The sequence below is a fragment of the Amycolatopsis orientalis genome (genome assembly GCF_000943515.2).
Lineage (GTDB): Bacteria > Actinomycetota > Actinomycetes > Mycobacteriales > Pseudonocardiaceae > Amycolatopsis > Amycolatopsis orientalis.
Genome location: NZ_CP016174.1, coordinates 8197021 through 8221085 on the forward strand (window position 1 = coordinate 8197021; position 24065 = coordinate 8221085).

Annotated in this window: 19 protein-coding genes; 6 read left to right on the plus strand and 13 right to left on the minus strand. The window is 70.9% G+C overall.

What is annotated here, in order from left to right:
* Position 1: 1 nt before the first annotated feature.
* Positions 2-1771: a DUF2207 family protein gene (locus SD37_RS35495; protein WP_044854693.1), complete on the minus strand. Its 1770-nt coding sequence runs from the start codon at positions 1769-1771 to the stop codon at positions 2-4.
* 99 nt (positions 1772-1870) lie between these two features.
* On the opposite strand from SD37_RS35495, the gene SD37_RS35500 reads away from it, so the two are divergent.
* Entirely contained in the window at positions 1871-3361 is a 1491-nt protein-coding gene (locus SD37_RS35500) for a neutral zinc metallopeptidase (RefSeq protein ID WP_236725197.1), read from the plus strand.
* A 62-nt stretch (positions 3362-3423) separates the two neighbouring features.
* Here SD37_RS35500 and SD37_RS35505 read toward each other — a convergent pair whose 3' ends face one another.
* Positions 3424-4347, minus strand: coding sequence for an RDD family protein (locus SD37_RS35505; protein ID WP_044854692.1), 924 nt, complete (start codon positions 4345-4347; stop codon positions 3424-3426).
* Between the two features lie 61 nt (positions 4348-4408).
* Between SD37_RS35505 and SD37_RS35510 the strand changes: the two genes are divergently transcribed.
* Together SD37_RS35510 and SD37_RS35515 are read left to right on the plus strand one after the other, a co-directional pair.
* A complete protein-coding gene (locus SD37_RS35510) occupies positions 4409-5416 on the plus strand; it encodes a stage II sporulation protein M (RefSeq protein ID WP_044854691.1) in 1008 nt (335 codons plus the stop codon).
* Positions 5417-5433: 17 nt separating this feature from the next.
* Complete coding sequence (locus SD37_RS35515; RefSeq protein ID WP_044854690.1) at positions 5434-6507, plus strand: hypothetical protein; 1074 nt, start codon at positions 5434-5436, stop codon at positions 6505-6507.
* Positions 6508-6575: 68 nt separating this feature from the next.
* Here SD37_RS35515 and SD37_RS35520 read toward each other — a convergent pair whose 3' ends face one another.
* The 6 genes from SD37_RS35520 to SD37_RS35545 all read right to left on the minus strand — a co-directional run bounded on the left by SD37_RS35520 (position 6576) and on the right by SD37_RS35545 (position 12601).
* Positions 6576-7358 carry an RICIN domain-containing protein gene (locus tag SD37_RS35520; RefSeq protein ID WP_044854777.1) on the minus strand — a complete coding sequence of 261 codons (783 nt, stop codon included), beginning with the start codon at positions 7356-7358 and terminating at the stop codon, positions 6576-6578.
* Between the two features lie 102 nt (positions 7359-7460).
* Positions 7461-8747 (minus strand): DUF58 domain-containing protein, encoded by a 1287-nt coding sequence (locus SD37_RS35525; protein ID WP_044854689.1) that lies wholly within the window; start codon positions 8745-8747, stop codon positions 7461-7463.
* Positions 8747-9706: an AAA family ATPase gene (locus SD37_RS35530; protein WP_044854776.1), complete on the minus strand. Its 960-nt coding sequence runs from the start codon at positions 9704-9706 to the stop codon at positions 8747-8749. Before SD37_RS35530 ends, SD37_RS35525 begins: the two co-directional genes overlap by 1 nt.
* Before the next feature lie 26 nt (positions 9707-9732).
* A complete protein-coding gene (locus tag SD37_RS35535) occupies positions 9733-10857 on the minus strand; it encodes a DUF4350 domain-containing protein (protein ID WP_044854688.1) in 1125 nt (374 codons plus the stop codon).
* Positions 10854-11495, minus strand: a complete 642-nt coding sequence (locus SD37_RS35540) for a DUF4129 domain-containing protein (RefSeq protein WP_044854687.1) — start codon at positions 11493-11495, stop codon at positions 10854-10856. Before SD37_RS35540 ends, SD37_RS35535 begins: the two co-directional genes overlap by 4 nt.
* Positions 11489-12601, minus strand: coding sequence for a DUF7847 domain-containing protein (locus tag SD37_RS35545; RefSeq protein ID WP_044854686.1), 1113 nt, complete (start codon positions 12599-12601; stop codon positions 11489-11491). The genes SD37_RS35540 and SD37_RS35545 overlap by 7 nt, the downstream gene beginning before the upstream one ends.
* 218 nt (positions 12602-12819) lie before the next feature.
* Here SD37_RS35545 and SD37_RS35550 point away from each other — a divergent pair, with 218 nt between their 5' ends.
* Complete coding sequence (locus tag SD37_RS35550; protein WP_236725199.1) at positions 12820-13902, plus strand: neutral zinc metallopeptidase; 1083 nt, start codon at positions 12820-12822, stop codon at positions 13900-13902.
* A 15-nt stretch (positions 13903-13917) separates the two neighbouring features.
* Here the strand turns inward: SD37_RS35550 and SD37_RS35555 are convergent, their stop codons facing one another.
* The 3 genes from SD37_RS35555 to SD37_RS35565 form a co-directional block, all read right to left on the minus strand.
* Positions 13918-14529 carry an FKBP-type peptidyl-prolyl cis-trans isomerase gene (locus SD37_RS35555; protein WP_044854685.1) on the minus strand — a complete coding sequence of 204 codons (612 nt, stop codon included), beginning with the start codon at positions 14527-14529 and terminating at the stop codon, positions 13918-13920.
* A gap of 68 nt (positions 14530-14597) precedes the next feature.
* Positions 14598-15005: a hypothetical protein gene (locus tag SD37_RS35560; protein WP_083255345.1), complete on the minus strand. Its 408-nt coding sequence runs from the start codon at positions 15003-15005 to the stop codon at positions 14598-14600.
* 605 nt (positions 15006-15610) lie between these two features.
* The gene (locus SD37_RS35565) at positions 15611-16687 is read right to left on the minus strand and encodes a potassium channel family protein (RefSeq protein ID WP_044854684.1); all 1077 of its coding nucleotides are present in this window, start codon (positions 16685-16687) and stop codon (positions 15611-15613) included.
* A gap of 89 nt (positions 16688-16776) precedes the next feature.
* On the opposite strand from SD37_RS35565, the gene SD37_RS35570 reads away from it, so the two are divergent.
* Positions 16777-17163, plus strand: a complete 387-nt coding sequence (locus SD37_RS35570) for a DoxX family protein (protein WP_037316454.1) — start codon at positions 16777-16779, stop codon at positions 17161-17163.
* A 13-nt stretch (positions 17164-17176) separates the two neighbouring features.
* Here the strand turns inward: SD37_RS35570 and SD37_RS35575 are convergent, their stop codons facing one another.
* Positions 17177-20455 (minus strand): ATP-dependent helicase, encoded by a 3279-nt coding sequence (locus SD37_RS35575; RefSeq protein ID WP_044854683.1) that lies wholly within the window; start codon positions 20453-20455, stop codon positions 17177-17179.
* The gene (locus SD37_RS35580; protein WP_174567880.1) at positions 20452-23676 is read right to left on the minus strand and encodes an ATP-dependent helicase; all 3225 of its coding nucleotides are present in this window, start codon (positions 23674-23676) and stop codon (positions 20452-20454) included. Before SD37_RS35580 ends, SD37_RS35575 begins: the two co-directional genes overlap by 4 nt.
* Before the next feature lie 54 nt (positions 23677-23730).
* On the opposite strand from SD37_RS35580, the gene SD37_RS35585 reads away from it, so the two are divergent.
* Positions 23731-24054, plus strand: a complete 324-nt coding sequence (locus SD37_RS35585; RefSeq protein WP_044854682.1) for an MGMT family protein — start codon at positions 23731-23733, stop codon at positions 24052-24054.
* Positions 24055-24065: the final 11 nt, after the last annotated feature.

Sequence of the window (24065 nt, forward strand, 5' to 3'; positions counted from 1 at the left end):
GTCAGGCGGGGACCGGTTCCGGGCGGATCGAGCGCAGGTGACCGGATTCGGCGAGCAGACCGTCCAAAGCGGACAGGAAGGACGGCAGGTGCGCGGCGAACCGGCGCAGGTCCCGGTCGCCTTCGAGGCCGCCGAACCAGTACAGCCCGGCCGAACCGTCCGCCGACGGGTCGAGCGCCTCGAACGTCCGGAGCCAGTGCTCGGTGTCGCCGAGCACGATCGCGTAGGGCAGCGACCGGGAGAACACCATTTCCCGGTCCCTCAAAGGAATGTCGGCGACCTTGACCGTGTGCAGGTATTCGAGGAGGCCGCGCACCTGACCGACCAGGCGCCTGCCACGCGAGGTCTTCGGCGGCACCCACGACGCGCCCAGCAACACGGCGACCCCGGCGAGCGCGACCGCGACGCCGAGCAGCGCGTGCCCGGCGGTGAACGTCAAGATCACGGTGCCCACGAGACCGAGCGCGACCAGGCCGATGCCCGCCCACGTGAACTTGCTCCTGGACTTGTCCGGGCGGCGCGAGAACCAGCCCTTGCGCACGACGTCGGCGTACATCGCCTCACCGGCGACGCGGAGATCGACGGTGCCGCGGCCGCGAAGTTCCGACAGCAGCACGGAATCGGTGCCCTCGGGGAGGATCGCGGTGTAGATCTCGCGCTCGAAGCCGGCGAGGTGCTCGTCCGGCGCGTTGCGGCGGGCGATCTGCCAATCGACGGTCCCGGCGCCGCGGACCTCGGCGATCCACAGGTAGTTGCGGACCGCGAGGTCGACCACCGTGCCGCTGACGTCCACGACGTCGACCGTCTCGTCGACGACCGTGCCGACCTGCCCGGGCAGGACACCGTCCGGCGAGGCGAAGGACACTCGATCGCCGTCGCGCATGAGGACGTCGACCGGGCCGGCGCCCGCGGTGAGCGCCGCCTTGTCGCGACGGCGCAGCAGCCAGACGGCGACCGCGCCGAGGATCAGGAACAGCGCCAGTACCCCGAACCCGATGCCGGCGGGCGTGGTGAGGGCGAACGCGCCGCCGACCGACGCGATCCGCTCGAACCGCGCGTTGGCGGGCACGGTGCCCGGCGGCAGCTGGACGGCGAGGTCGACCCGCTCCCCGGCCGCGAGCTTGTCCTGCTCGATGCGGACGACGCCGCTGTGGTCGGTCTCCGCGAGCGAACACTGCCGGTCCGAGCCGAGCGGCCCGGCGAAACAGTCCACTGTGGGCATTTCCCGCGTCGGCGCGCTGAACGAAGCGGACACCCGGGACAGTTCACCGTCCCAGCCGCTCGCGACCTGCCAGCGCACCTGCTGCGCGCCGGTGATGTCGGCGACCGCTCCGTCCACTTTGTACTTGAGGGTGGCCGCGCCGCCGTCGAAGGTGGCGATCAGCTGCTCACCGGTCAGCTCGGTCTTGCCCGCGCCTTCCACCGAGACGTCACGGATGCCGTAGACCCGGTCCTGCTCGTCGGTGGCGGGGACCTTCAACGGGATCCGCCGCACCAGGTGCTGTCCACCCGGGACGGTCACCTGCTCGGTGATCGACACCGAACCGTCGCGTTCCACCTTCACCGCGACGTTCGTGGCCGAACCGCTCGGCGGCTGAAGCAGTCCGAGCTGGCCGCGCGCGCCGAGCGGCGGCGGCTTCGGCAATTGCGGCGCGTTGGTCAGCGAAGGGCCCGCTTCGGGCGCCTTCGGCACGTTCGAATCCGTCGGCGGGGCCATCAAGGCCGTACTCGCCGCGACGGCCACGACCGCCGTCCCCCATTTCGTCAACACAGCCACACACTCTAGGCCAGCCGATCTATGCTGACCGCCGAAACGCCGAAACCGCCACCTGGGCGAACGGCGTTGCCGACCGCATGGGGGATCCACTCGATGAACCAGCAGCCGCCCGGCCCGCCTGATCCGCGGCGCCGGCCGACTCCGCCGTCCACACCGCCACCGCGACCACCGCAGGGCGGCCGTCCGCTGCCGCCGCCGGGCGCGCGCCCGCTGCCACCGCGCGGTGGCCCGCAGGGCAGGCCGCCGGTGCCGCCGCCGAACCGGCCGGGCCCCGGTGGTGGCCCGGTTCCACCTGTGCCACCTGGCCGCCCCGGACAGCCGGGTCACCAGGGTCCTCCTGGTGCCGGACGGCCGCCGATCTCACAGCCGACGCCGATCCCGCCGCCGTACCGGCCGGGTCCGCCGAGCGGCGGGATGCCACTGCCCCCACCGGGTGCGGCTCCGCTGCCGCCGCCGAGGATCGGTGCCCCGATGCCGTTCCAGCCCGGTGCCGTCGGCCCGCCGCAGCTTCCCTACGGCCCGCGTTTCGCGCAGCCCGCGTTCACGCCTTACGGGGGATATCGCGCGAAGAAGTCGAACGGCGGGGTCATCGCGGCCGTCGCGATCGTGGCCGTGATGGCGGTGATGGGCGGGCTGATCATGGTGATCGCCATCGCGAACAGCGGCTCGCACCACGTCGCGGACGCCGGGTACACGAGCGGCGCGTACCCGACGACGTCCTCTTCGGACTACTCGACGACCACGACCACCTCCAGCGACACGTCGACGACGACCGCGACCAGTTCGCGTGACTCGACCGGCACGCGCGAGACGTCGACCGGCTCGTCCCGCGAGACCTCGGCCAGCCGGGCCCCGTCCGGTCCGCAGGCGCAGCACAAGCTGGCGGACAACCCGCTGTGGCTCGATCCCGACGTCGGCCTGCCGAACCAGCCGTGCAACCTCTCGCGCTGGGCCAGCAACCCGAGCGCGTCGTCGGCGTTCTTCGAAAGCGCGCGTCCCTGTCTGGACAGCGTGTGGCAGCAGGTCATGAGCTACACGAAGCTGCCGTTCCGGATCCCGACCGTGAAGTACCCCTCCGGCAAGAACTGGTCGAGCCCGTGCGGCGACGCCAGCGGCGGTGCGGTGGCGGCGTTCTACTGCTCACAGAACGAAACGCTGTACATGCCGTACGAAGGGCTTCAGGCCGATCAGTACGGCAACAAGCCCGGGGTCTACCTGGCGGTCTTCGCGCATGAGTACGCGCACCACGTCCAAGCGCTCTCCGGGGTCATGGAGGCCTACTGGGACGCGCGGTACGACGCCGGTGTCGACTCGTCGGAGGGGCTGGAGATGTCGCGTCGGAACGAGCTTTCGGCGCAGTGTCTTTCCGGGACGTTCCTCGGGTCGACGGTGGGCCGCGGCGGCTCGGTCGATCAGGCGATGTACCGGGACGCGTGGGGTTCGCAGGACCGCGGCGACCACAACGGCGGCCCGCGCGACCACGGCACCGACGCGCACGCGATCTCGTGGTGGCAGCACGGCGCGCAGAAGAACCGGATGGCGCAATGCAACACGTGGGCGGCGAACTCCTCCGACGTGTCCTGACCGCGCGTGAAGGCCCCCTTCCCTCGGCTGAGCCGAGGGAAGGGGGCCTTCACGCGCTTGGGTCAGCCTGGCGGGGCGAAGGGGTTCTCCGGGGTCGGCTCTGGGGGAGCCGCCTGCGGCTGGGTGACCGGGGCGGGGGCGGGGGCCTGCGGGTACTGGGCTGCCTGCGTGGGTTGCGGGTACTGGACGGCCGGCGGGTAGTGCGCGGACGGCGCGTACTGAACAGCCGGTTGCAGCTTCGCCTGATCCCGCCGCCGTCGCTCGGCCAGCACCGCCGACAGGTACGCCCACGACGGCACGCCCGGCGGCACCGGCGTCCCGATCACGCCCGCGACCTGCTGCGCGAGCCCGTATCCGAGGGCTTCGGCCGCTTCGGGACGAAGCTCGCTCGTGCGGCTCAGGTACTGGCGGACGGCCAGCGCCAGCTCGTTCGGCAACCGGGTCAGATCCAGCTGCGAAGCCCAGTACGCGAGCTGTGGCGGCATCCCGACGTAAGGCGTCCGGGAAGCGGGCATGCGTTCGCGGATCACCAGGGTGCCGGCGAGGTAGTCGCCGACGCGGCGACCGTTGGTCGACAGCAGCGAGGTGACCACCGCCACCACGCCGAGCAGGCCCAGCGCCCAGAAGTCGATGAAGAACCCGGCGAGCCCGCGGACCAGCGCGTGCCGGAACCGGACCGGCCCGCCGTCGGTGCGGACCACCCGCAGCCCGAGCGCCATCTTCCCGAGGCTCCGGCCCCGGCTGAGCGTCTCGAAGATCACCGGGTAGCCGACCATGATCAGCACCAGGGTCACCAGGAACAGGGTCACCGCCAGCGCGTCGTCACCGAACGCGGCGACCTGGCTCAGTACCAGCACCGCGACGAACAACGCGAACAGCTGGAGGGCGACGTCGATCATCATGGCGAGCCCGCGGCTGGCCAGCTTCGCCGCGCGCACGTCCAGGACGACGGCCTCGCCGGTGACGAGTTCGGACTCTTGTTCCACCCGGCAAGCGTAGTGACGAATAGGCTGGGCGACCAAGGACGATCGCCGGGAGGGCTCCGAGTTGGACGTGGACGTGTTCGTCGCCGCGCACCAGGCCGAATGGAACCGCCTGCGCGACCTCGTCGGCCGCGCCGGGAAGCTCAGCGGCCCGGACGCCGACGAGCTGGTGACGCTGTACCAGCGGGTCGCGACGCATCTTTCGATCATCCGCTCGGTCGCACCCGATCCCGTACTCGTCGCGCACCTGTCCGGCCTGGTCGCGAAGGCCCGCTCGGCCGTCACGGGCTCGCACAGCCCCGCCTGGCGAGAGGTCGGCCTCTTCTTCACCCGGCGGTTCCCCGCGGCGCTGTACCTGAGCAGGCGCTGGTGGCTCGCGTCGGCGGCGGCGTCGATCGCGGTGATGGCGATCGCGGCGGTGTGGATCGCCGGTGACCCCCATGTGCTCGCGTCGCTGGCCTCGCCGGAGGAGTTCAAGGATCTGACCGCGCCGGGCGGGAAGTACGAGACGTACTACTCGTCCGACCCCGCGGGCTCCTTCGCGGCACGCGTGTGGACAAACAACGCGTGGGTGGCAGCGACCTGCCTTTTCCTCGGCGTGGTGCTGGGCGTCCCGGTGATCTACGCGCTGTGGGCGAACTCGCTGAACCTGGCGATCGGCGCGGCGCTGATGTCCTCGGCCGGACGGCTCGACGTGTTCTTCGGCCTGATCCTGCCCCACGGCTTGCTGGAGCTGACCGCGGTGTTCGTCGCGGCCGGGACGGGGCTGAAGCTCGGCTGGACGGTCATCGACCCGGGACGCCGCTCCCGGACCGCGGCACTCGGCGAACAGGGCCGGTCGGTCGTGGTGATGGCGCTGGGACTGACCGTGGTGCTGCTGATCTCCGGCGTGATCGAGGGTTTCGTGACGCCGTCGGGCCTGCCGACCTGGGCGCGGATCGGAATCGGCGTAATCGCCGAGGTCGCGTTCTTGCTCTACGTGTTCGTGGTCGGGCGAAGGGCCGCGAAAGCGGGGGAAACGGGTGATGTCGACTGGCGATACGCTGGAGATTCTCGACCAGAAGCTGGCTGAACTGGTTAGCTGCCCCCATGGGGAGAAAACGTTTACGCGGGTTCGCGATCCTCGTCCTGTCCCTGCTCGCCTCGACGCTCCTGGTCGGCGCATCCCAGGCGCAAACGTCGTCCGCGCCGCTGGGCAAACAGAACTGGGTGGTGAGCGTCGGCGGATTCCGCACCGACGCCGACCGCAATTACGTCCGGCTCGGCTATCTCGTGTTCAACCAGGCCGACAACACCGTCGCGCACAATTTCTGGACCTGGAATCAGGCGGATCGCCCCGTTCCGGTCAACAGCGGCGACGTCTACTACTGCGGTGGCCCGGCACCGGGTTCCAATCCCCGCAACAACTGCCCGATCAAAACCGCGCCAGGCTTCACCGGTGCACCGAACGGCCACTTCACCGGCACCTACGCCGAGAACTCCGGGAAAGTGACCATCACCTGGACCAGCAGCACCATCGACGGCACCACCACACCCGTGAACCTCGGGGAGACATGGGCGGTTTCGGAGGCGCGGCCAGGTCTCGGCCGGATGAGCCTGGTCAGCGACACCTACTCGATCACGAGCGGCATCGCCTACGGCAGCAACGCCTCCCTCGCGCAGACCAGCAAAGCCCCGATGAGCACGGTGCGCGCGACCCAGCGGTCGTATCTGCTCGAAGGACAGGGGGTTAACCACCGGGCGATCACCACCTGGACCCGCGGCGGCAGCGGCGCGCTGGGCGTCGGCCCCGCGTGGAACAACTGCGACGACGGATCGTGCCTGGGATACGTGCAATACGACTCCGGTTGCGCTCCGACCTCCTGCTGTCCCGCCGGTCCCGGCTACGAGGCGTGCGCACAGAAGATCATCGACACCGGCGACCGGCGGTTCTACTACCTGAGCGACGCCTTCGGCGGACGGCGCAACAGCTACGAGTTCTGGTGCGAATGCCTGTCCTACAACGGGTGCTATGTCGGCAACAGCCACGTCCGCCCGCTGCTGCAGGTGATCGACGACGCGGGAGCGTTCCAGGGCTGGGTCGGCGCCGAGGTCAGTCCCGACCGGAGCGACCCCCGGGATCCGGCGGGCGAGTATTACGCGAGTTTCGCCCTGGTCGCCTAGCCGTTCGGTACAGCTGCTCGTGAGTGGTAATGGCGGTTCTAACCGTCATTACCACTCACGAGGCCGGTTCAGCAGGTGCAGCTGCCCTCGAAGGCGATGCTGTTCCCGTCCTCCAGGCTCGCGCTGCCCGCGAACCGGATCTCGAATTCGCCGGGTTCGGTCAGGACGATCTTCGGGCTCGACGCCGCCCCGTCGGCACCGGTCTTCGCCGACGCCGTCTCGGCACCGCCCTCGAAGACCAGCACGTTCTTCGGCCGCGCGGCGCGGACGAAGAAGTTCACCGGCACGTCGGCCGCGGGCTGGCCGTTCTCCCCGATCACCCGGACGGTGAACGGCTGCCCGGGCGTCTTCGTCGACAGCCGCTGGCCGTTGCCGGACAGGATCGCGAGCGTCCGCACCCCGGCGGCCCAGGTGTTGGCCAGGCCCGGCAGCGAACAGACCTCTTGATACAGCCGCGATCCGGCCGTCGGCGTCTCCGCGGTCAGGCAGCGCGCGGTCGCCACGTTCGCCAGCAGGACCAGGCCGGGCAGTCCGGCGTTGCGGCGCCACTGCTGGTAGCGGTCCTTGCCGTCGCAGACCACGAGTTTGACCCCGATGCCGTCGACCGGGCTGATCGCCGCCAGGCACTGTCCACTCGCGACATGTTTGTACGAAAGCGCCGCCTTGTCGTACACCCACTGCGCCCCGGCGTCCTTCGCGTCGGCGAGGACGGGCTTCCCGTCGGCCGCGGCCAGCGAAAGGATCCCGCCGCCTTCCGCGAGGTAGACCGGCGTGCCGGCGGGTTGCGCCGAGGCGGGCGATACGAGCAGCACAAGCGGGAGCAACGCGGACAACAGCACGATCCTGCGCAAGCCGAACCCCAATCCTGTCGGTCTGGATCCCTCCCCGACCTAACAGCCCGCGCCGCCCGGCGCCAACCGGCACCACACCATCGGGTTCAGCGCCCCACGACTTCAGAGACGCCCGGCCGCCTTCAGCGCGAGGTACCGATCGGCCAGCCGCGGCGGCAGTTCCTCCGGCACGGCGTCGACGACCTCGACCCCGTGCCGCGCCAGCCGCGCGGTGACCTGGCGCCGTTCGGCCAGCACCCACTCGGCCGCGGCCGCGTCGTAGACGGCCTCCGCGTCACCACGGCCCGCCGCCATCTCGGCCACCCGCGGATCGGCCACCGACGCGACCACCAGCTGGTGCCGCGAAGTCAGCGTGGACAACACCGGGAACAGGCCTTCTTCCAGCGGCGCCGCGTCCAGTCCGGTCAGCAGGACGACCAGCGCGCGCCGCCGGGTCCGCCGCAGCACCTCCGCGACCATGCCGCGCGCGTCGGTCTCGATCAGCGACGGTTCGAGCGGCGCCATCGCGTTCACCAAGGCGGGCAACAGCTCCGTCGAACCTTGGACCGCGGCCTGGACCTGACGGTCGTAGGCGAAGAGGTCGACGCGGTCACCCGCCCGCGCGGCGAGCACAGCCAGCAGCAGGGCCGCGTCCATCGCCGCGTCGAGCCGCGGCGCGTCCCCCACCCGGCCCGCCGAAACGCGGCCGGTGTCGAGGACCAGCACCACCTGCCGGTCGCGTTCGGGGCGCCAGGTCCGCACCATGACGTCGGACGCGCGCGCCGAGGCGCGCCAGTCGATCGAGCGGACGTCGTCGCCGATCACGTACTCGCGCAACGAGTCGAATTCCGTGCCCTGGCCCCGGATCAGCACCGCGTTGCGGCCGTCGAGCTGCTGCAGCCGCGCCAGCCGCGACGGCAGATGCTTACGGCTGTGGAACGGCGGCAGCACCCGTACGGTCCACGGCACGTCGTGCGAACCCTGCCGTGCCGCGAGCCCCAACGGCCCGACCGACCGGACGGTGACCCTGGCCGCCCGCCGGTCGCCGCGCCGGGTCGGCAGGAGCCGGGTGGTCACGACGCGACGTTCGCCCGCGGGCAGGGACAAGCGGTGCCGGTCGTCCGCGCCGGCGCTGGGCGGCCAGGCGTCCCGCAGCTTCGCGCGCACCGGACGGCCACCGGGATTGGCCACGGTCAGCGTGACCTCGCAGGCCTCCCCGAGCCGGACGGAAGTCGCGCCGGACCGCGCGAACCGCAGCCGCCGCACACTCCCGGCGAGCAGGAGATCCAGTACCACCAGCAGAAGCAGCACCGCGGCGGCCAGTCCGATCCCGGCCCAACCGGGCAGCAGGAGACCGACCACCGGCGCCGCGAGGAGCGCCAGCAGCCCGAGCCGCCCGGTGACGGCCATCAGCGTGGAACGGGCACGGACGCGAGGACGCGGTCCAGTACGCCGTCGGCGGTCGCGCCTTCGAGTTCGGCCTCGGGCCGCAGATCGAGCCGGTGCCGCAACGACGGCCGCGCCAGGGCTTTGACGTCGTCCGGGGTGGCGTAGTCGCGGCCCGCGAGCCACGCCCACGCCCGCGTCGCCGCCAGCAGCGCGGTCGCGCCACGCGGCGAGACACCGATGCGCACGGACGGCAGTTCCCGCGTCGCCCGGCAGACGTCGACGATGTAGGCGAGCACCTCCGGCCGGACGGTGACCCCGGCGACCGCGCGCCGCGCCGCCTCGAGTTCGGCGATCCCGGCGACCGGGGTGATCCCGGCCGCGGTCAGGTTCCGCGGGTCGAAACCCTGTGCGTGCCGGGAAAGGATGCCGAACTCTTCGTCTCGCGACGGCGTCGGCATGGTCAGCTTCAGCAGGAACCGGTCCAGCTGGGCCTCGGGAAGCGGGTACGTGCCTTCGTATTCGACCGGGTTCTGCGTCGCGACGACGATGAACGGATCGGGCAGCGGCCGGGTCTTGCCGTCGCTGGAGACCTGCCGCTCCTCCATCGCCTCCAGCAGGGCCGACTGCGTTTTCGGCGGCGTGCGGTTGATCTCGTCGGCCAGCAGCAGATTGGTGAACACCGGGCCCTCGCGGAAGGAGAACTCGCCGCTGTGCGCGTCGTAGACGATCGATCCGGTGATGTCGCCCGGCATCAGGTCCGGCGTGAACTGCACCCGGGTCGTCTCCAGGTCCAGCGCCGCGGCCAAGGCCCGCACGAGCAGCGTCTTCGCCACGCCCGGAACGCCTTCGAGCAGGACGTGTCCCCGGCACAGCAACGCGATGATGAGCCCGGTGACGGCCGCGTCGTTGCCGACGACGGCCTTCCCGACCTCGGCGCGCAACGCGATCAGCGCCGCCCGCGCTTCGGCCGCACCGTCCACACTGGACTGTCCGGTCTGTTCGGTACTCAAGACCGCTCCACCTCTCGTTCCACGACGTCGAGTCCGTCCGCCAGCCGCACCAGCGCGGCGTCGTCGGCGGGCGGATCCCCGTACAGCAGCGCGCCGACCTCGGCCGGGGCCCGGCCGGTGCGCGCGGCGACGGTCTGCACCAGTGCCGCGGGTTCGGCGTCGCGGGTCAGCCCCAGCAACGGCCGAAGCCGCGCGCGGGCCGCCTCGCGCAAGGTCTCCCCGGCGTGCGCGGCGGCCTTCGCCTTGCGGTACAACCGGGCCCGTCCCTCGGTGGCCTCGGCCGCGCGCACCACGACCGGGATCGGCTCGGACACCACCGGCCCCAGTCTCCTCGACCGCCACAGCGCCAGCAGGACCACCGCGATCCCGGCCTGCAAGGCCGCGTACGACCAGCCCGCCGGGATCAGTTCGGACAACGGCTTCTTCTCCGCTTCGAGCGACGGATCCCCCGGCGTCGGCAGATACCAGACCAGCCGCTCGTGCTTCCCGAGCAGCCGCATCGCGAGCGCCGCGTTGCCCTCGTCCGCGAGCCGCTCGTTGGTCAGCGGTTCCGGCGTGCCGAGCACCGTCACCGTCCCTTGTGGACCCGGGACTTCGAGATACGAGCCGCCGTAACATTCCTGGGCTCGCGGCTGCGTCGCCGCGTACTTCACGCCGCCCATCGTCGCGCCGCCCGCCGCGACGGGATCCACCGCCTGGCAGTCCGGGGCCCGGGTCTTGGTTTCGAGCTGGCCTGTCGCCCGTACGCCGGGGAGGACTTCGTCGAGCGTGCCGGGACTCGGCCGCACCAGCACGACATGCTGGGCGCTCCGCCGGATCTCGGCGAAGGTCTCCTTGGGCACGTAAGCGGGCTGGGTGATCAAGACGGTCGCGTCCCTCGCGACACCCTTGGCCGCGGCGGCGGTGCGCACCACCGGGATCTTGACGCCTTCCCGTTCCAGCAGGGTCGCCAGCGCGCGGCCGCCGCCAGGCTCGTACGAACCCGGTTCGAGCGCGCCGGTGGTCTGCTCTCCGCGGGCGAGGACCAGCAGCGTCCCGGTCAGCACGATGAGGAAGACGACCGCGAGCGGGAGCCGTACCCCGCGCCAGATCCGGCGGGCGTCGGGCGAAACCGAGGTCATCCGGCCGCCAGTGCGACGGGCCGCGAGCGACGGCAGCGTTCGTCCAATTCGGACAGTGACCGGTAACCGGACTCGGCGGCCGGTATCCCTCCATAGTGGACATCGTCGAACAGCCGGGCGCCGACGCGCAGGGCGTCGGCGACGTCCGGGAGCAGCCGTCCGGCTTCGAGGGCGGCCTCGTCGGCCGTCCGGCCGGACTTCTCGTCCAGCAGCGCCCGTTCCTCCAAGGACCGCACCACGGCGCGGAACATCTCGCGGACGGCGTCGTCGAAGTCGCCCCGGGCCGCGGCCGCCTCGGCCGCCACGCGGTGTTCGCGGGAGGCCTTGCGCCGCCCGGCGAACACGGCCCGTTCGGCCCTGGCCGACGTCGCCAGCGGGCCGGACCGCAGCCGGATCACCACGATCAGCACGATCAGCACGACGAGCAGCAGCACCACGGCGAAGATCCCGCCGGGCACGGCGCTGTCGACGGTGTCGAAGAAACCCAGCAGCTTTTCGAGAACCCAGTTGAAGGCCTCGGAGAGCCAACTCGGTTTCGCGGCCTGGTACGCCGAGCCGGAAAGCTCCTCGGTGGCGCGCAGCCGGGCGGTGTCCCGGTCGATGTCGACCGGGACGTCGGTGAGGAAGGGCGTCACCATGCCTGGGGCGGAGGCGGCGGCGTGATCCCGGCCGCTCGGGCCAGTTCGATGTCCATGCCCTCGCGGCGCATGCGCTGGTCGATGTAGAGGATCACGGTGACCAGCGCGGTGAACGGCCCGACGATCGTCTGCGCGACCACGGTGCCCACCGACTGCAGGATCAGGTCACCGGTCGACGGGATGTACACCTGGTCCAGGTTGCCGAAGATCGACATGAACGCGCTGAAGCTGAACGGCAGCGTGATGATCGACGCCAGGAACGAGGAGATCACGGTGGCCAGCAGCAGGATGCCGAAGACCCGCCAGAACATCCCCGAAACCAGCTTCACCGAGCGGCGGAACGCCTCCATCACGGTGCCGCGCTCCAGGATGAACGCCGGGCTGGCCAGCGCCCAGAAGGTGAACGGGATGATCGCGGGCAGCAGGCAGAAGATCGCCGCGACCATGATCGCCAGCGTGTAGAGCACGGTCAGGCCGAGCAGCGGCAGCAGCCGCGGCGTCGCCTCCTTCATGGCCTCCTTGAAGGTGACCGGCTTGCCCAGCACGGCCTTGCCCATCAGGACGGTCAGGAATCCGGTGAGGACGGTCGTCCCGAGCAGGGTGGCGACGAGGGTGATGAACGAGGACGCCAGCGTGCCGCCCAGGATGCTCAGCATCTGGTTCATCAGTTCCTGATCGGTGGCCGCGGGGCCGAGATCGCGCACCCGCTCGAGGTCGGCGCCGGTGTCGACCAGCAGCAGCCCGACCAGGTTGATGGCCGCGGTGAGCACGGCGGTCACCGCGGCGGCGCCGAAGACCATGCGCCAGTACCGGCGCATCGCCGTGATCGCGCCGTCGAGGATGTCGGTGAGGTTCAGCGGGCGCAGCGGGATGACCCCCGGCCTGCCGAGGCCGACCTTCCAGTTCGGCTGCGGCGCCTGCGGCTGATAGGGCTGATAGGACGGCGGCGGAGACTGAGGCGGCGTCGTCGCTCCCGACGGGGACTGCCATTGCTGCTCCGGCGCCGTCGAGGACGACCTTTCCCCCTGCGGCGGCGTCGGTGTGTCTTCCTGCGGCTTCGGCGTCTCGGTGCCTTCCGGCCCTGACGATCCACCGGTCTCCGTCATCGCGACAGCCCCTTACCCCTTGCGCAGTGCTTGCGCACACTCTTCCAGAGGGTCCGACACCCGGCGAGAGCTGGGGTGAAGACACTGATGGGTGACCGCTCGCCTCACCATGGATACCCTCTGCAGCCGAGCAGTGGGAGGGAGTGCCATTAGCTCGTTATGCTGAACATCGGGCCGGGTACCCCCGGTTCGCCCCTAGAACCACCGGGACCGACTTGATGACGCAACCGCCCCACGGCCAGTGGCCGCCACGCGGCGCCGTCCAGCCACCGCCGGTGCACGGCCAGCCCCCTGCGCAGTGGCACGGTGCGCCGCACCGGTTCCCGACGCCGCCACGCCGGTCGACGGGCGCGATCATCGGGATCTGCCTCGGCGCGGTCGCCGTCCTGGCCCTCGGTCTGGTCGCCATCGTTTCACTCAATCGTGACGACAACGATCACGTAGCGAACGCGGGCTACCAGAACTCCCCGAACCCGACTTCCCCGGCGGCGCTGCCGCCGAGCGGGTCGTCGTCACCCTCGTCCTCACCGGACCCGTTCCCGACGTCGCCGTCCAGGACGCCGTCCTCGCCGAGCGGGCCGCAGAAGATCCTCAAGCTCGCCGATCACCCGATCCTCCAGGATCCCAATGCCGGCCTGCAGAACCGCGTCTGCACGCTGCCGCAGTGGCAGAGCAGCCAGCAGGCCGCCGAGGCGTTCTTCACCGCGGCGGGCAAATGCCTCGACAACGCGTGGGGCCCGTTCCTGGAGGCCTACCGCCTGCCGTTCACCCCGCCCGCGCTGCACTTCCCGACCGGCGCCAGCTTCGAAACCGAATGCGGCACGATCCAGGTCGGCATCGCGACGGCGGCCTACTACTGCGAGAACAACCTCTACGTGCCGTTCCGGGGTCTGCAGACCGACCAGTACGGCAACAACCCCGGCGTCTACCTGGCCCTTTTCGCGCACGAGTACGGGCATCACGTGCAGGAGGTCGCCGGGCTGATGGACGCGGCCTGGCAGAAGATCTACGACGCGGGCCAGAACAGCCCCGCCGGGCTGGAGATGTCGCGGCGCAAGGAACTGCAGGCGCAGTGCTTCTCCGGGATGTTCCTCGGCGCGCACGTCGACCAGGGCGGCACGGTCACCCGGGACATGTACAACAAGGCCTGGAACGACCAGGAGACCCGGGGCGACAACACCTCGCGCAGCCAGGACCACGGGACGAACGCGCATTACGCGTCCTGGTGGCGCGCGGGGGCGAGCAACAACCGGGTGGCCGACTGCAACACCTTCTCGGCCCCGGCCAGCGCCGTCTCCTGACCCCTTCCCTTCCCCTCAGAGCACGTCGACGACCGCGACCAGCGGCACCGAGCGGTACATCTCGACGGGGTCCTGGGCGCGTTCCCCGGGGACCGCGGGCAGCAGGAGCACCCGGCGGCCGCCGGGTTTCATCCCGGCGAGACCACTGCTCCAGAGACCCCCGGCCGGTTCGACGGCACCGCCGGACAGGCCGTCGTACTGATGCCTCGGCTGCCAGTTCGACGCGATCACCTCGCCGGTGGCGAGGTCGTACAACGCGAAAAAGGCCAGGTAATCGCTACCCTGCGCCTTCTCCGGCCCGGTGCCGACGACCACGTCGGCGAAGGTGATGACGGCCGCCGGATCGGGCGGGCGGCAGCCGGTCGGCAGGGTGACCACCGGCTCGGGCAGCCGTTGCCGCACCGGTTTCCCCTCGGCGACCTTGACCTGGGCCACGGCGCAGAACGGCAGCGGTGGCGGCGGTGGCTCCTCGGCGGCCTGTGTGGGCGCGAGCGCGCGGGCGCCGACGAGGACGAGACCGCCGACCAGCAAGATCACCAGCACGATCAGGCCGACGAGCCACGGTACCCGGCTCCGCCGCTCACCGATGGATCCGGCTTCGTCGCCGATCCGGTCTTGCTCGACCATGTCGCGCCACCCCCAGGTGTCGCGAGAACTCTAGGAACCAGCGCGCCGGATGACGAGACACAGTCCGGTCACGCCGTCGCGAGCCTCCGTGGACCGCGCAGGACGAGGAAGACGTACATCCCGCCGGCGAAGCAGCTGAACACCAGCAGAGCCAGCCCGACCGGCCGCCGTGCGTCGCTGGCCCCGGCCGCCGCGTCGGCCGCGTGCACGGAGACCGCGTCACCCGCGGCGCCGTCGGGGACCACGACATCGAGCCGCTCCCCCTTGCCGTGCCCGCAGGCGTTGAGCGAACCCTCCATCGGCCGTCCGCCGAATTCGAACTTGACGGTCTCGGTGGTGGCGCCGCCCGCACAGGGCACGGGCTGGACGACCTCGGCCCGCACGGTCGTCCCCTGCTTCTCGTTCTTGATGCCGAACAGACCCGGCCCGGCGAGCCAGGCCAGAAAGATCACCAGCAGGCAGGCACCGGCCGCCACGGCCAGGGAGTTCCACCCCGGGGTGAGCCCTCTGGCGGGGTCCGATCGCTTGCGCACGATCGCCATGCTCCCAGAACCACGCGGCAAAACACAGCGAACCCGCCCGGCGGCGAGAGTGATAGCAAAGGTCCCTTGCTACCGCCGTTCGATGGTCTCAGCACGGCGGGCGCCGCTTCGGTGGTCTCGCTCCGGGACGATGTTGAGGATTCGGGCGAGTGGGTCTCGGCTGCCCTCTTGCTCGCCCCTGAAGTGTCGGCATCTTGCAGGCCGACGATGAAGGAATTGGGACGTTGAGTGTCCCGATTCCTTCATCGTCGCGGGTTCGCACCCGTTGCGAAGCTTGATCAACAGAGAATGGGGGACATGCCGAGGAAGACCCCGAGCGTGGAGGATTTGGGACGTTCAACGTCCCAAATCCTCCACACTCGGCCTCACCGGCACCAGCACATAGTCCGTGAAGGCCTCCTTCCCTACCTTCAAAGTAGGGAAGGAGGCCTTCACGGACCTGCGGCCAACTGCCCGCGGCGGGGCTCACGCACGAAAGCGATAAAACGCCAGGTCAACCCTCTCCGCGATAGCAAAGGTCCCTTGCTACCGCCGCCGGGTCAGCGCTCGATGGTCTCCGCGGACGTCACCTTCCGGACGTACAGCAGCTTGTCGCCCGGCTCGATCGCGTCGGCCTGCGGAGCGTCGACGCGGTACAGGACGCCGTCGCGGACGAGGCCCAGCACGATGTCCGACAGATGCCGCGGCGAACCGCCCTCTTCCGACGGTTCCACCGGCCGTTCGGCGATGGCGAGGCCGGACTCGGGGGTGAGCAGATCCTCGACCATGTCGACCACCAGCGGCGTCGACGTCGCCATGCCCAGCAGGCGCCCGGCCGTCTCGCTCGACACCACGACCTGGTTCGCGCCCGACTGCTTGAGCAGGTGGACGTTCTCCGCCTCCCGCACCGAAGCCACGATGTGCGACTTGGGCGCCAGTTCGCGCGCGGTCAAGGTGACCAGCACCGCGGTGTCGTCCCGGTTCGGGGCGACGACGACGGCCTTGGCCCGCTGCACGCCGGCGACCCGCAGCACGTCGGCGCGGGTGGCCGAACCGTGCACGGTCACCAGGCCGAGCGAGGTGGCCGCTTCGAGGGCCTGCTGGTCGGTGTCGACGACGACGATGTGGTCGGGTTCGACGTTCTCGTCCCCGAGCAGCGCGTTGACCGCCGACCGGCCCTTCGTGCCGAATCCGACGACGACCGTGTGGTCACGCACCTTCGTCCTCCACTTTTGGATCTTGAAAGCCTGGCGAGAGCGCTCGGTGAGCACTTCGAGGGTGGTACCGACCAGGACGATGAGGAAGAGCACGCGCAGCGGGGTGATCACCAGGACGTTCACCAGCCGCGCGGACGACGTCGCGGGTGCGATGTCGCCGTACCCCGTGGTCGACAGCGACACGGTCGCGTAATAGAGGCTGTCGAGGAAGCTGAGCCCGTCGCCGTTGGCGTCACGGTAGCCGTCACGGTCGAGGTAGACGATCAGGACGGTCGCGAGCAGGGCGAGCATCGCGCCGATGATCCGTTTGAGGATCGACCGCAACGGGCTGACCGTCAGTTCCGGCATCCGGATCACGCCGACGAGCTCGTGGTCCGGGCGGTCGCTCAACCGGACCGGGAAACGCTTGAGAACCCTCATGCACAGGCTCCGGCCTGGTCCGCGTAACTCACGGTCGCCGAGGATAGCCGACGAACCGCGTGTTCAGCGCGGTATGCGAAGCTCGGGGCATGTCTTCGGAATCCAAGCCGTCCCAGCGGCCCGCGTATTTCCTCGCCGGCCTCCTCGGCACGGCGGGCGTCCTGCACTTCGTCCAGCCCAAACCGTTCGACGCCATCATCCCGAAGCAGCTTCCCGGCTCCCCTCGCGCGTGGACCTACGGTTCTGGTGTCGCTGAGCTGGGCGTCGCCGCCGCGATCGCCGCGCCGAAGACGCGCCGTCTCGGCGGGCTCGCGGCCGCGTTGCTGTTCGTCGTCGTCCTGCCCGGGAACGTGAAGATGGCCGTCGACGCCGACCGCCGGAAGGCGCCGAAGCACTGGCGGGCGGCCTTCTGGGCCCGCGTGCCGCTGCAGATCCCGCTGGTGACCTGGGCCCTGAAGGTCCGCGACCGCGCCTGACCCCGCCCTCCCGCTAGATCGTGGGGACGCGTCGCAGGAGGTTTCGCAGGCCTTCGGCGTCCAGCAGGTCGGCCGGGCGGACGGTTTTGTCGTGTTTCACATAGTGGAACGCCGCCCGCACCTTCTCCACGGGGATCTTCTTCAGCGCCGCCCACGCCAGCCGGTACGCCGCCAGCTGCACGGCCAGCGAAGCGAGCCGTCCCTCTTCCGGCACGGCACCGGTCTTCCAGTCGACGACGGTCCAGCCGCCGTCGGGATCGGCGAAGACCGCGTCCATCCGCCCGCGCACGGTCACGCCGACGACGTCGGCCGAGAACGGCACCTCGACCGCGTGCGGCACCCTGTTCGCCCACTCGCTCTTCTCGAACGCCGTCCGCAGCGCCTCCAGCTCGGTGTCGGGCGCCTCGTCGACGTCCGCCGCGCCGGGCAGGTCGTCGATCTCCAGCAGCTGCTCGCCGCCGAACCGCTGCTCCAGCCACCCGTGGAACGCCGTCCCCCGGCGCGCGTAAGTGTTGGGACGCACCGGAAGCGGGCGCCGCAGCCGTCTGGCCAGCCCGGCCGGATCGGCCGACAGTTCGACCAGCTGACTCACCGAAAGGTGCGGCGGCAGGACGACCTGCTGGACGCGGTTCTGCGCCCGCGCGCGCTCCTCCAGCAGCACCTTGGTGTCGGAGATCCAGCCGTCCGGATCGTCTTCTTCCTCGGTGTCCTCTGTGTCTTCTGTGGCCTCGGTGTCCTTCGCGGCCTCCATGGCACCGAGCACCAGATCGACACCGTCCGCGACGCCCTCACGCCGCGGCCACAGCGGATCGACCGGCCACCGCGACCGGCGTGAGTCGGCGACCAGCGGATTCTCTTCGTCGCCCTCCGGCTCCTCGGCCCAGCACTCGATCCGGCCGACGGAGTTCTCCCGCATCACCTCGCCGATTTCGAGCAGGAACTCCGAAGGGCCCTTCGGCCGCGCGCTGCTCTCGTTCCACCAGTGCCCGGAAACGATCAGCGTGTGCTCGGAGCGAGTCAGCGCGACATAACAGAGCCGCCGCTCCTCATCCGCCTCCCGCGCCACGAACCCTTCTTCGTGCAGCTCCAGCGCTTCCTGGACTTCCTTGCGGTCAGACCCCTCGGAGATCCGCAGCTCCGGCAGATCCTCCGAGTCACCGCGCAGCGCGGCCGGAAGCGAGGTCGACGTCCGCAGCCACGACGACGAACGCCGCCTGCCGGGAAAGACCTCCTTCACCAGATGCGGGACCGCGACGATGCGCCATTCCAGCCCCTTGGCCGAGTGCACCGTCAGCACCTGGACCCGGTCCGGGACCACCTCCACCTCGCCCGGGGTGAGCCCGTCCTCCGCGTGCGCGGCGGTGTTCAAATAGTCCACAAAGGACAACAGCGTCGCCGTCGGCGAGGTTTCGGCGAAATCCGTGACGACGTCGGCGAAAGCGTCCAGGTGCGCGCGCCCGGCAGGGCCGGGACGGGCCAGCGACTCGACGTCGAGCAGCATCGTGCGTTCCACGTCGGCGACCAGTTCGGGCAGCGACTGGTCGAGGCGTCGGCGCAACGCCGACAACTCCCTGCCGATCCGCTGGATACGCCGGAACCCCTCCGTCGAATACCGTTCCGGCGTACCGGGGTCGTCGATGGCGTCGATCAGCCCCGCCTGCTCGACGCGCTCGGTCACCAGCACCGGTTCGTCCACATCGGACTTCCCGGACGACTGCTCCGGCGAGGAGAGCTCACCCGCGCGCCGCCACAACGCCGCGAGGTCGGCCGCCGCGATCCGCCAGCGCGCCCCGGTCAGCAACCGGGCGGCCGCACTGCCCGCGAGCGGATCTGCGAGCACCCGCAACGTGCTGACCAGGTCCGCGACCTCGGGCTCGTCGAGCAGTCCGCCGAGGCCGACGACCTCCACCGGCAGCCCGCGCGCCCGCATCTCCGCCGCGATCGGCGCCATATCCGCGCGGCGCCGGACCAGCACCGCCGCCGTGGGCGGTTTCCCGGTCTCCTCCAGGGTTTCGAACCAGCGCTTCGCCACCGCGTCGGCGACCCATTCGCGTTCGGCGCGGACGTCCGGCTGAAGCGCGGCGGCGATGTCCGCCGTCCCGGCGCCTTCCAGCGCCCGCAGCCGCGCGACGCCGAGACCCCGCTCCCGCAACGGTTCCGAGATCGCGTTGGCGAGTTCCAGCACCTCCGGCGGGTTGCGGAAACTGGTCAGCAGACCGAAATCCAGTGCCGGGACGAGCCGCTCCCCGTTGTCCCTCGGGAAGTCGGTGGTGAACCGCGGCAGGTTGGCCGCGCTCGCCCCGCGCCAGCCGTAGATGGCCTGCGCCGGGTCACCCACCGCCGTCACCGGCATCGGCGGATGCTCGACGCCGCCGAACAACGACCGCAGCAGGATCCGCTGGGCGTGCCCGGTGTCCTGGTACTCGTCGAGCAGCACCGCGCCGTACCGTTCTCGCTCCCCCGCGACCACCGCCGGATAGCTGCTGGCGAGCTGCGCGGCCAGCGACATCTGATCGGCGAAGTCGAGTGCGCCCTCGGCCCGCTTCCGCGCGTGGTACGCCTCGACCAGCGGCAGGAGCGCGAGCCGGAACCGTTGCGCCGTCATGACTTCGGCCAGCTTCTGCGGGAGCGCGGCGCGCTGCCCCTTGGCCCGCGGCGCGTTCTCGATGACGTCGCACAGCCACGACGTGTACTGCGCCAGCCGTTCGGTCTCCACCAGGTGCTCGCCGAGTTCCCCGGCCAGCGCCAGCAACTGCGCGGTCACCGTGGAGGGCACGCGATCGGTGTCGAGATCATTGTCCCAAGTGGACACGACCCGGTGCGAGAACTGCCACGAAGACGTCTCCGACAGCAACCGCACCCCGGGCTGCACCGGCAACCTCAGCCCATGTTCGGACAGCAGGCGCCCGGCGTACGCGTGGTAGGTGAGCACCGTCGGCTCCCCGGCGGTCACCGTCATGCGCAGGTCGCCGGTCGGGTCGATCTTGTCGAGCAGCCCCGATCCGACCAGGCGGCGCAGCCGGGTGCGGACGCGCTCCCCGAGCTGGCGGGCGGCCTTGCGGGTGAAGGTCAGGCCGAGGACGCGTTCCGGCGGCACGACACTGTTGGCCACCAGCCACACCACGCGCGCGGCCATCGTCTCGGTCTTGCCCGCGCCCGCCCCCGCGACCACCAGCGAAGGCTCGACGGGTGCGGCGATGACCTCGGCCTGTTCGTCGGTCGGGCTGTGCAGGCCGAGCGCGCGGGCGATCTCGCCCGGTTCGACCTGACGGCGCTGGAGTTCGGAGATCAAGGGCCGGTCACCTGCCTGCCCTCGGGCCGCAGCGGACAGCAACCCCTTGCCGGGCACCGATCACAGTCCGGGTTCTCGATGACCCCGTACTCCGGTCCGGTGGCCGAGCCTGCCGCCGAACGCACCAGTTCGAGCCACTGCTTCCCACCGTCCTCGTCCAGTGGCGCCTGCTCCCGCTGGGTGGATCCGGTCTTGTTGTTGGACTTCGCGACGTAGACCAGCCGCGCGCCACCGGGTTTCGACCCGCCCTCGACCGCGCCGAGCAGCACAGCCAGCTGGTACGCGGCCAGCTGCGGATGCTGTTCGGCGTCCGAGGCCGAGATCGGGACCTTGCCGGTTTTGATGTCGATGACGACCGGGCGGCCGTCCTTGTCCATCTCCACCCGGTCGACCCGGCCACGCAGGAGCACGCGGATGTCGCCGGTGTCGCCGTCACCGACGGGGAGTTCGACCTCGATGTCCTGCTCGACCCCGGCCTCGATCAGCTCCTTGCGGCTGGTCTCCAGCCAGGAGATGAAGTTCCGGAGCATCTGCTCGACCCGCGACCGTTCGCGGCGCGAGAACCACGGCGCCCCGGCGTCGACCCGCACCCACGCCTCGTCGAGGGCCGCGCGGATCTGCTCGTCACTGCTGCCGCCGGCGACCGCCTGCGCGAGCCCGTGCACCAGGGTTCCGGTGACGGCGGCCAATTGCGCCGGATCGCTGCCGCCGTGGCGTTCGATCAGCCACCGCAGCGGGCATTTGACCAGAACCTCCACAGTGGACGGTGAGATGCGGATGAGGTCGCCCGGCTGGTGCACGGGTTCGGTGGTGGAGGGCTCCAGCAGGCCGTACCAGGTGTCCGGATGCGCGCCCGGAACCCCGGCGGCGGCCAGTTTGGCGAGTTGACGTGCCGCCCGCTGCCGTCGCTCCGGCTCGCTCGACTCGTCACAGACCACCTCGCGCAGTTCGCCGACGAGTTCGGCGAGCACCAGCGAACGTCCCGCCGGTTTCATCCGCGAGTCGAGGCCGCCGTCGTCGGCGCCGTTCTCCTCCAGGTCGTCGATGAACCGCGAGGGCTGCTCGTCCTCCCCCGCGACCGCGCTGACCAGCAGCGTCTTCCGTGCGCGGCTCGCGGCCAGGTAGAACAGCCGTCGCTCCTCGGCGAGGATCGGCGCGGTGGCGGACACCTTCTCGTCGTCGACGCCGGACATCAGGTCCACCAGCCGCTCGACGCCGAGCACGGAACCGCGCAGCCGCAGATCCGGCCAGCTGCCCTCCTGGACCCCGGCGACCGAGACGACCGTCCATTCGCGACCGGCGGCCGCGTGCGCCGTGAGCAGCGAAACGCCTTCGCTCTTCATCGCCGCGGGCGCGAGCGTGCCCCCGGCGATGTTCTGCGAGGACAGGTAATCCGCGAACGAGGCGACACTCGCCCTCGGCAATCTGTCGACATAGCGACCGGCCGCGTCGAAGAGCGCGACGATCGCGTCGAGGTCGCGATCGGCCTGCGAGCCCAGGGAACCACCGCGATCGACCAGCCGCAGGAAGCGCTGTTCCAGACCGCTGGCCTGCCACAGATCCCACAGCACCTGCTCGACCCCGTCGCCCCGCACCACGGCCTGGTGTGCCGCGTGCAGCAGGCCGCCGATCCGGCGCATCGGCAGCGCTTCGGCCTCCGCCAGGCCGGTGAGGACGTCGTTGGCGCGCAAGGCTTCCACCAGCAGCTCGTCGCTGGACCGCTGCCCGCCGCCTGCCAGTTCCAGCCGGCGCAGGCCGCGCCGCAGCCGCCGCAGGGCGAGCGGATCCGCACCGCCCAACGGCGAGGACAACAGCATCTCGGCGAGGTCGACGTCGAGCAGTTCCGGATCGGCGGCGAGCCGCAACATCGCCAGCAACGGCCGCACGGCCGGTTGTTTCGCGAGGGGCAGTTCCTCGGTGGCCGAACCGATCGGCACCCCGGCGGCGCGGAGCGCGCGTTGCAGGACAAGGAAAGTACGGGCCGGCGACCGGACGAGCACCGCCATCTCCGACCACGGCACGCCGTCGACGAGATGCGCGCGGCGCAGCTGATCGGCGATCCAGCTTGCCTCGGCCGCCGGGGTCGGCATCAGGCGGACCCGCACGGCGCCGCCCTCGGCGTCCGGCGCGTCGACGAGTTTGCGCTGCGGTGACGAACCGGGCAGTACGGAGCCGAGTTTCGTGACGGCCGTGCGGATCACCGGGGCGAGCCGGTGCGCGGTGGTCAGCAGGACCGTGCGCTCGCCGTCCTCGTCCGCGTCGGCGAACAGCCGGGGATCCGCGCCACGGAAGGAGAACACGGACTGATCGGGATCACCCGCGACGACGAACTCGTCGGCCGCGTGCCCGATGAGCCGGATGAGCTGCGTCTGCAGCGGATCGAGATGCTGCGCGTCGTCGACGAACAGGTGCCGGACCCGGCGCTGCTCGCGTTCCCGCAGTTCGGGGTCGTCCTCCAGGGCCAGCAGCGCGGAAGTGACGAGTTCGGCCGCGTCCAGCGCGGGCGCGCTCGCGACCCCGAGCGCGTTGCCACCCGCGCCCTGCAGCAGCGTGACCTCTTCGTACTGGCTCCAGAAGTGCCCGGCCGCGATCCATTCCTCGCGGCCGCGCCGCCTGCCGAGTTCGGCCAGATCCTCGGGGCCCAGTCCGCGTTCGGCGGCGCGGAGCAGGAGGTCGCGCAGTTCCTCGGCGAAACCGGGCACGTTCAGCGCGGGCCGCAGCTGTTCCGGCCAGTCGAGCGCGCCCGCTTCGAGGTCACCGGCGAGCAGCTCGCGGACGACGACGTCCTGTTCCGCCCCGGCCAGCAGCCGGGGCGGCGGGAGGTCGTCGGCCTGGGCCTCCATCCGCAACAGTGCGTACGCGTACGAGTGCACCGTGCGCACGAGCGGTTCGCGGATGGTGCGCGGCAGCGGATCCTCTTCCGGATCGGTGGTGAGCCGGTGGGTGATGTCGGCGCGCAGGACGTCGGCCGCCTTGCGGGAGGTGGTCAGGATGAGCACGCTCCCCGGATCCGCGCCCTCGGCGATCCGCCGCGAGGCCGCCGACGCCAGCAAAGCCGTCTTGCCCGTGCCCGGACCGCCGAGGACCCGGCGGAAGCCGTCCGGGGCGGCCAGCAGGCGGCGGGCGGCGGAATCCCACTGGAACGAGGGCGTGCCGGTGACCGGCGTGCGGACCAGCCGCGCGTCGGTTCCTGCCGCTGTTCGCCGCCCGTTCACGCCCACGATGGAACCACGCCCCGCCGACACAACCTCGCAGCGGCACGGCAAAGTGGTCCCATGGATGACGAACTGCACGAGCGGGTGCGCGAGGTCATCGCGAGCGTGCCCGCCGGCTCGGTCGCGACTTATGGGGATATAGCGTCGGTTTCGGGGGCTCCGTCGCCGCGGCTGGTCGGGCGGATCCTCGGTGAGGACGGCCACGACCTGCCCTGGCACCGCATTCTGCGCGCCGACGGGACACCGGCGCCGCATCTGCTCGACGAACAGCTGCAACGGCTGCGCGAGGAGGGCGTCGTACCGGACGGCCAGCGCGTCGACCTGCGGAAATACCGGTGGCGGCGTGATACGGACGACGACGCCGGCCCCGGCGCGCTCTTTTAGGTTAGCCTCGC

Excerpts from the sequence above, each read along its gene's own strand:
- SD37_RS35500 (WP_236725197.1), top strand. The coding sequence starts at position 1,871 with ATGAACCAGCAGCCGCCCGGCCCGCCTGATCCGCGGCGCCGGCCGACT.
- SD37_RS35515 (WP_044854690.1), top strand. The coding sequence starts at position 5,434 with ATGGGGAGAAAACGTTTACGCGGGTTCGCGATCCTCGTCCTGTCCCTG.
- SD37_RS35565 (WP_044854684.1), bottom strand. The coding sequence starts at position 16,687 with ATGAGGGTTCTCAAGCGTTTCCCGGTCCGGTTGAGCGACCGCCCGGAC.
- SD37_RS35525 (WP_044854689.1), bottom strand. The coding sequence starts at position 8,747 with ATGGCCGTCACCGGGCGGCTCGGGCTGCTGGCGCTCCTCGCGGCGCCG.
- SD37_RS35540 (WP_044854687.1), bottom strand. The coding sequence starts at position 11,495 with ATGGTGACGCCCTTCCTCACCGACGTCCCGGTCGACATCGACCGGGAC.
- SD37_RS35570 (WP_037316454.1), top strand. The coding sequence starts at position 16,777 with ATGTCTTCGGAATCCAAGCCGTCCCAGCGGCCCGCGTATTTCCTCGCC.
- SD37_RS35585 (WP_044854682.1), top strand. The coding sequence starts at position 23,731 with ATGGATGACGAACTGCACGAGCGGGTGCGCGAGGTCATCGCGAGCGTG.
- SD37_RS35555 (WP_044854685.1), bottom strand. The coding sequence starts at position 14,529 with ATGGTCGAGCAAGACCGGATCGGCGACGAAGCCGGATCCATCGGTGAG.
- SD37_RS35535 (WP_044854688.1), bottom strand. The coding sequence starts at position 10,857 with ATGACCTCGGTTTCGCCCGACGCCCGCCGGATCTGGCGCGGGGTACGG.
- SD37_RS35545 (WP_044854686.1), bottom strand. The coding sequence starts at position 12,601 with ATGACGGAGACCGGTGGATCGTCAGGGCCGGAAGGCACCGAGACGCCG.
- SD37_RS35550 (WP_236725199.1), top strand. The coding sequence starts at position 12,820 with ATGACGCAACCGCCCCACGGCCAGTGGCCGCCACGCGGCGCCGTCCAG.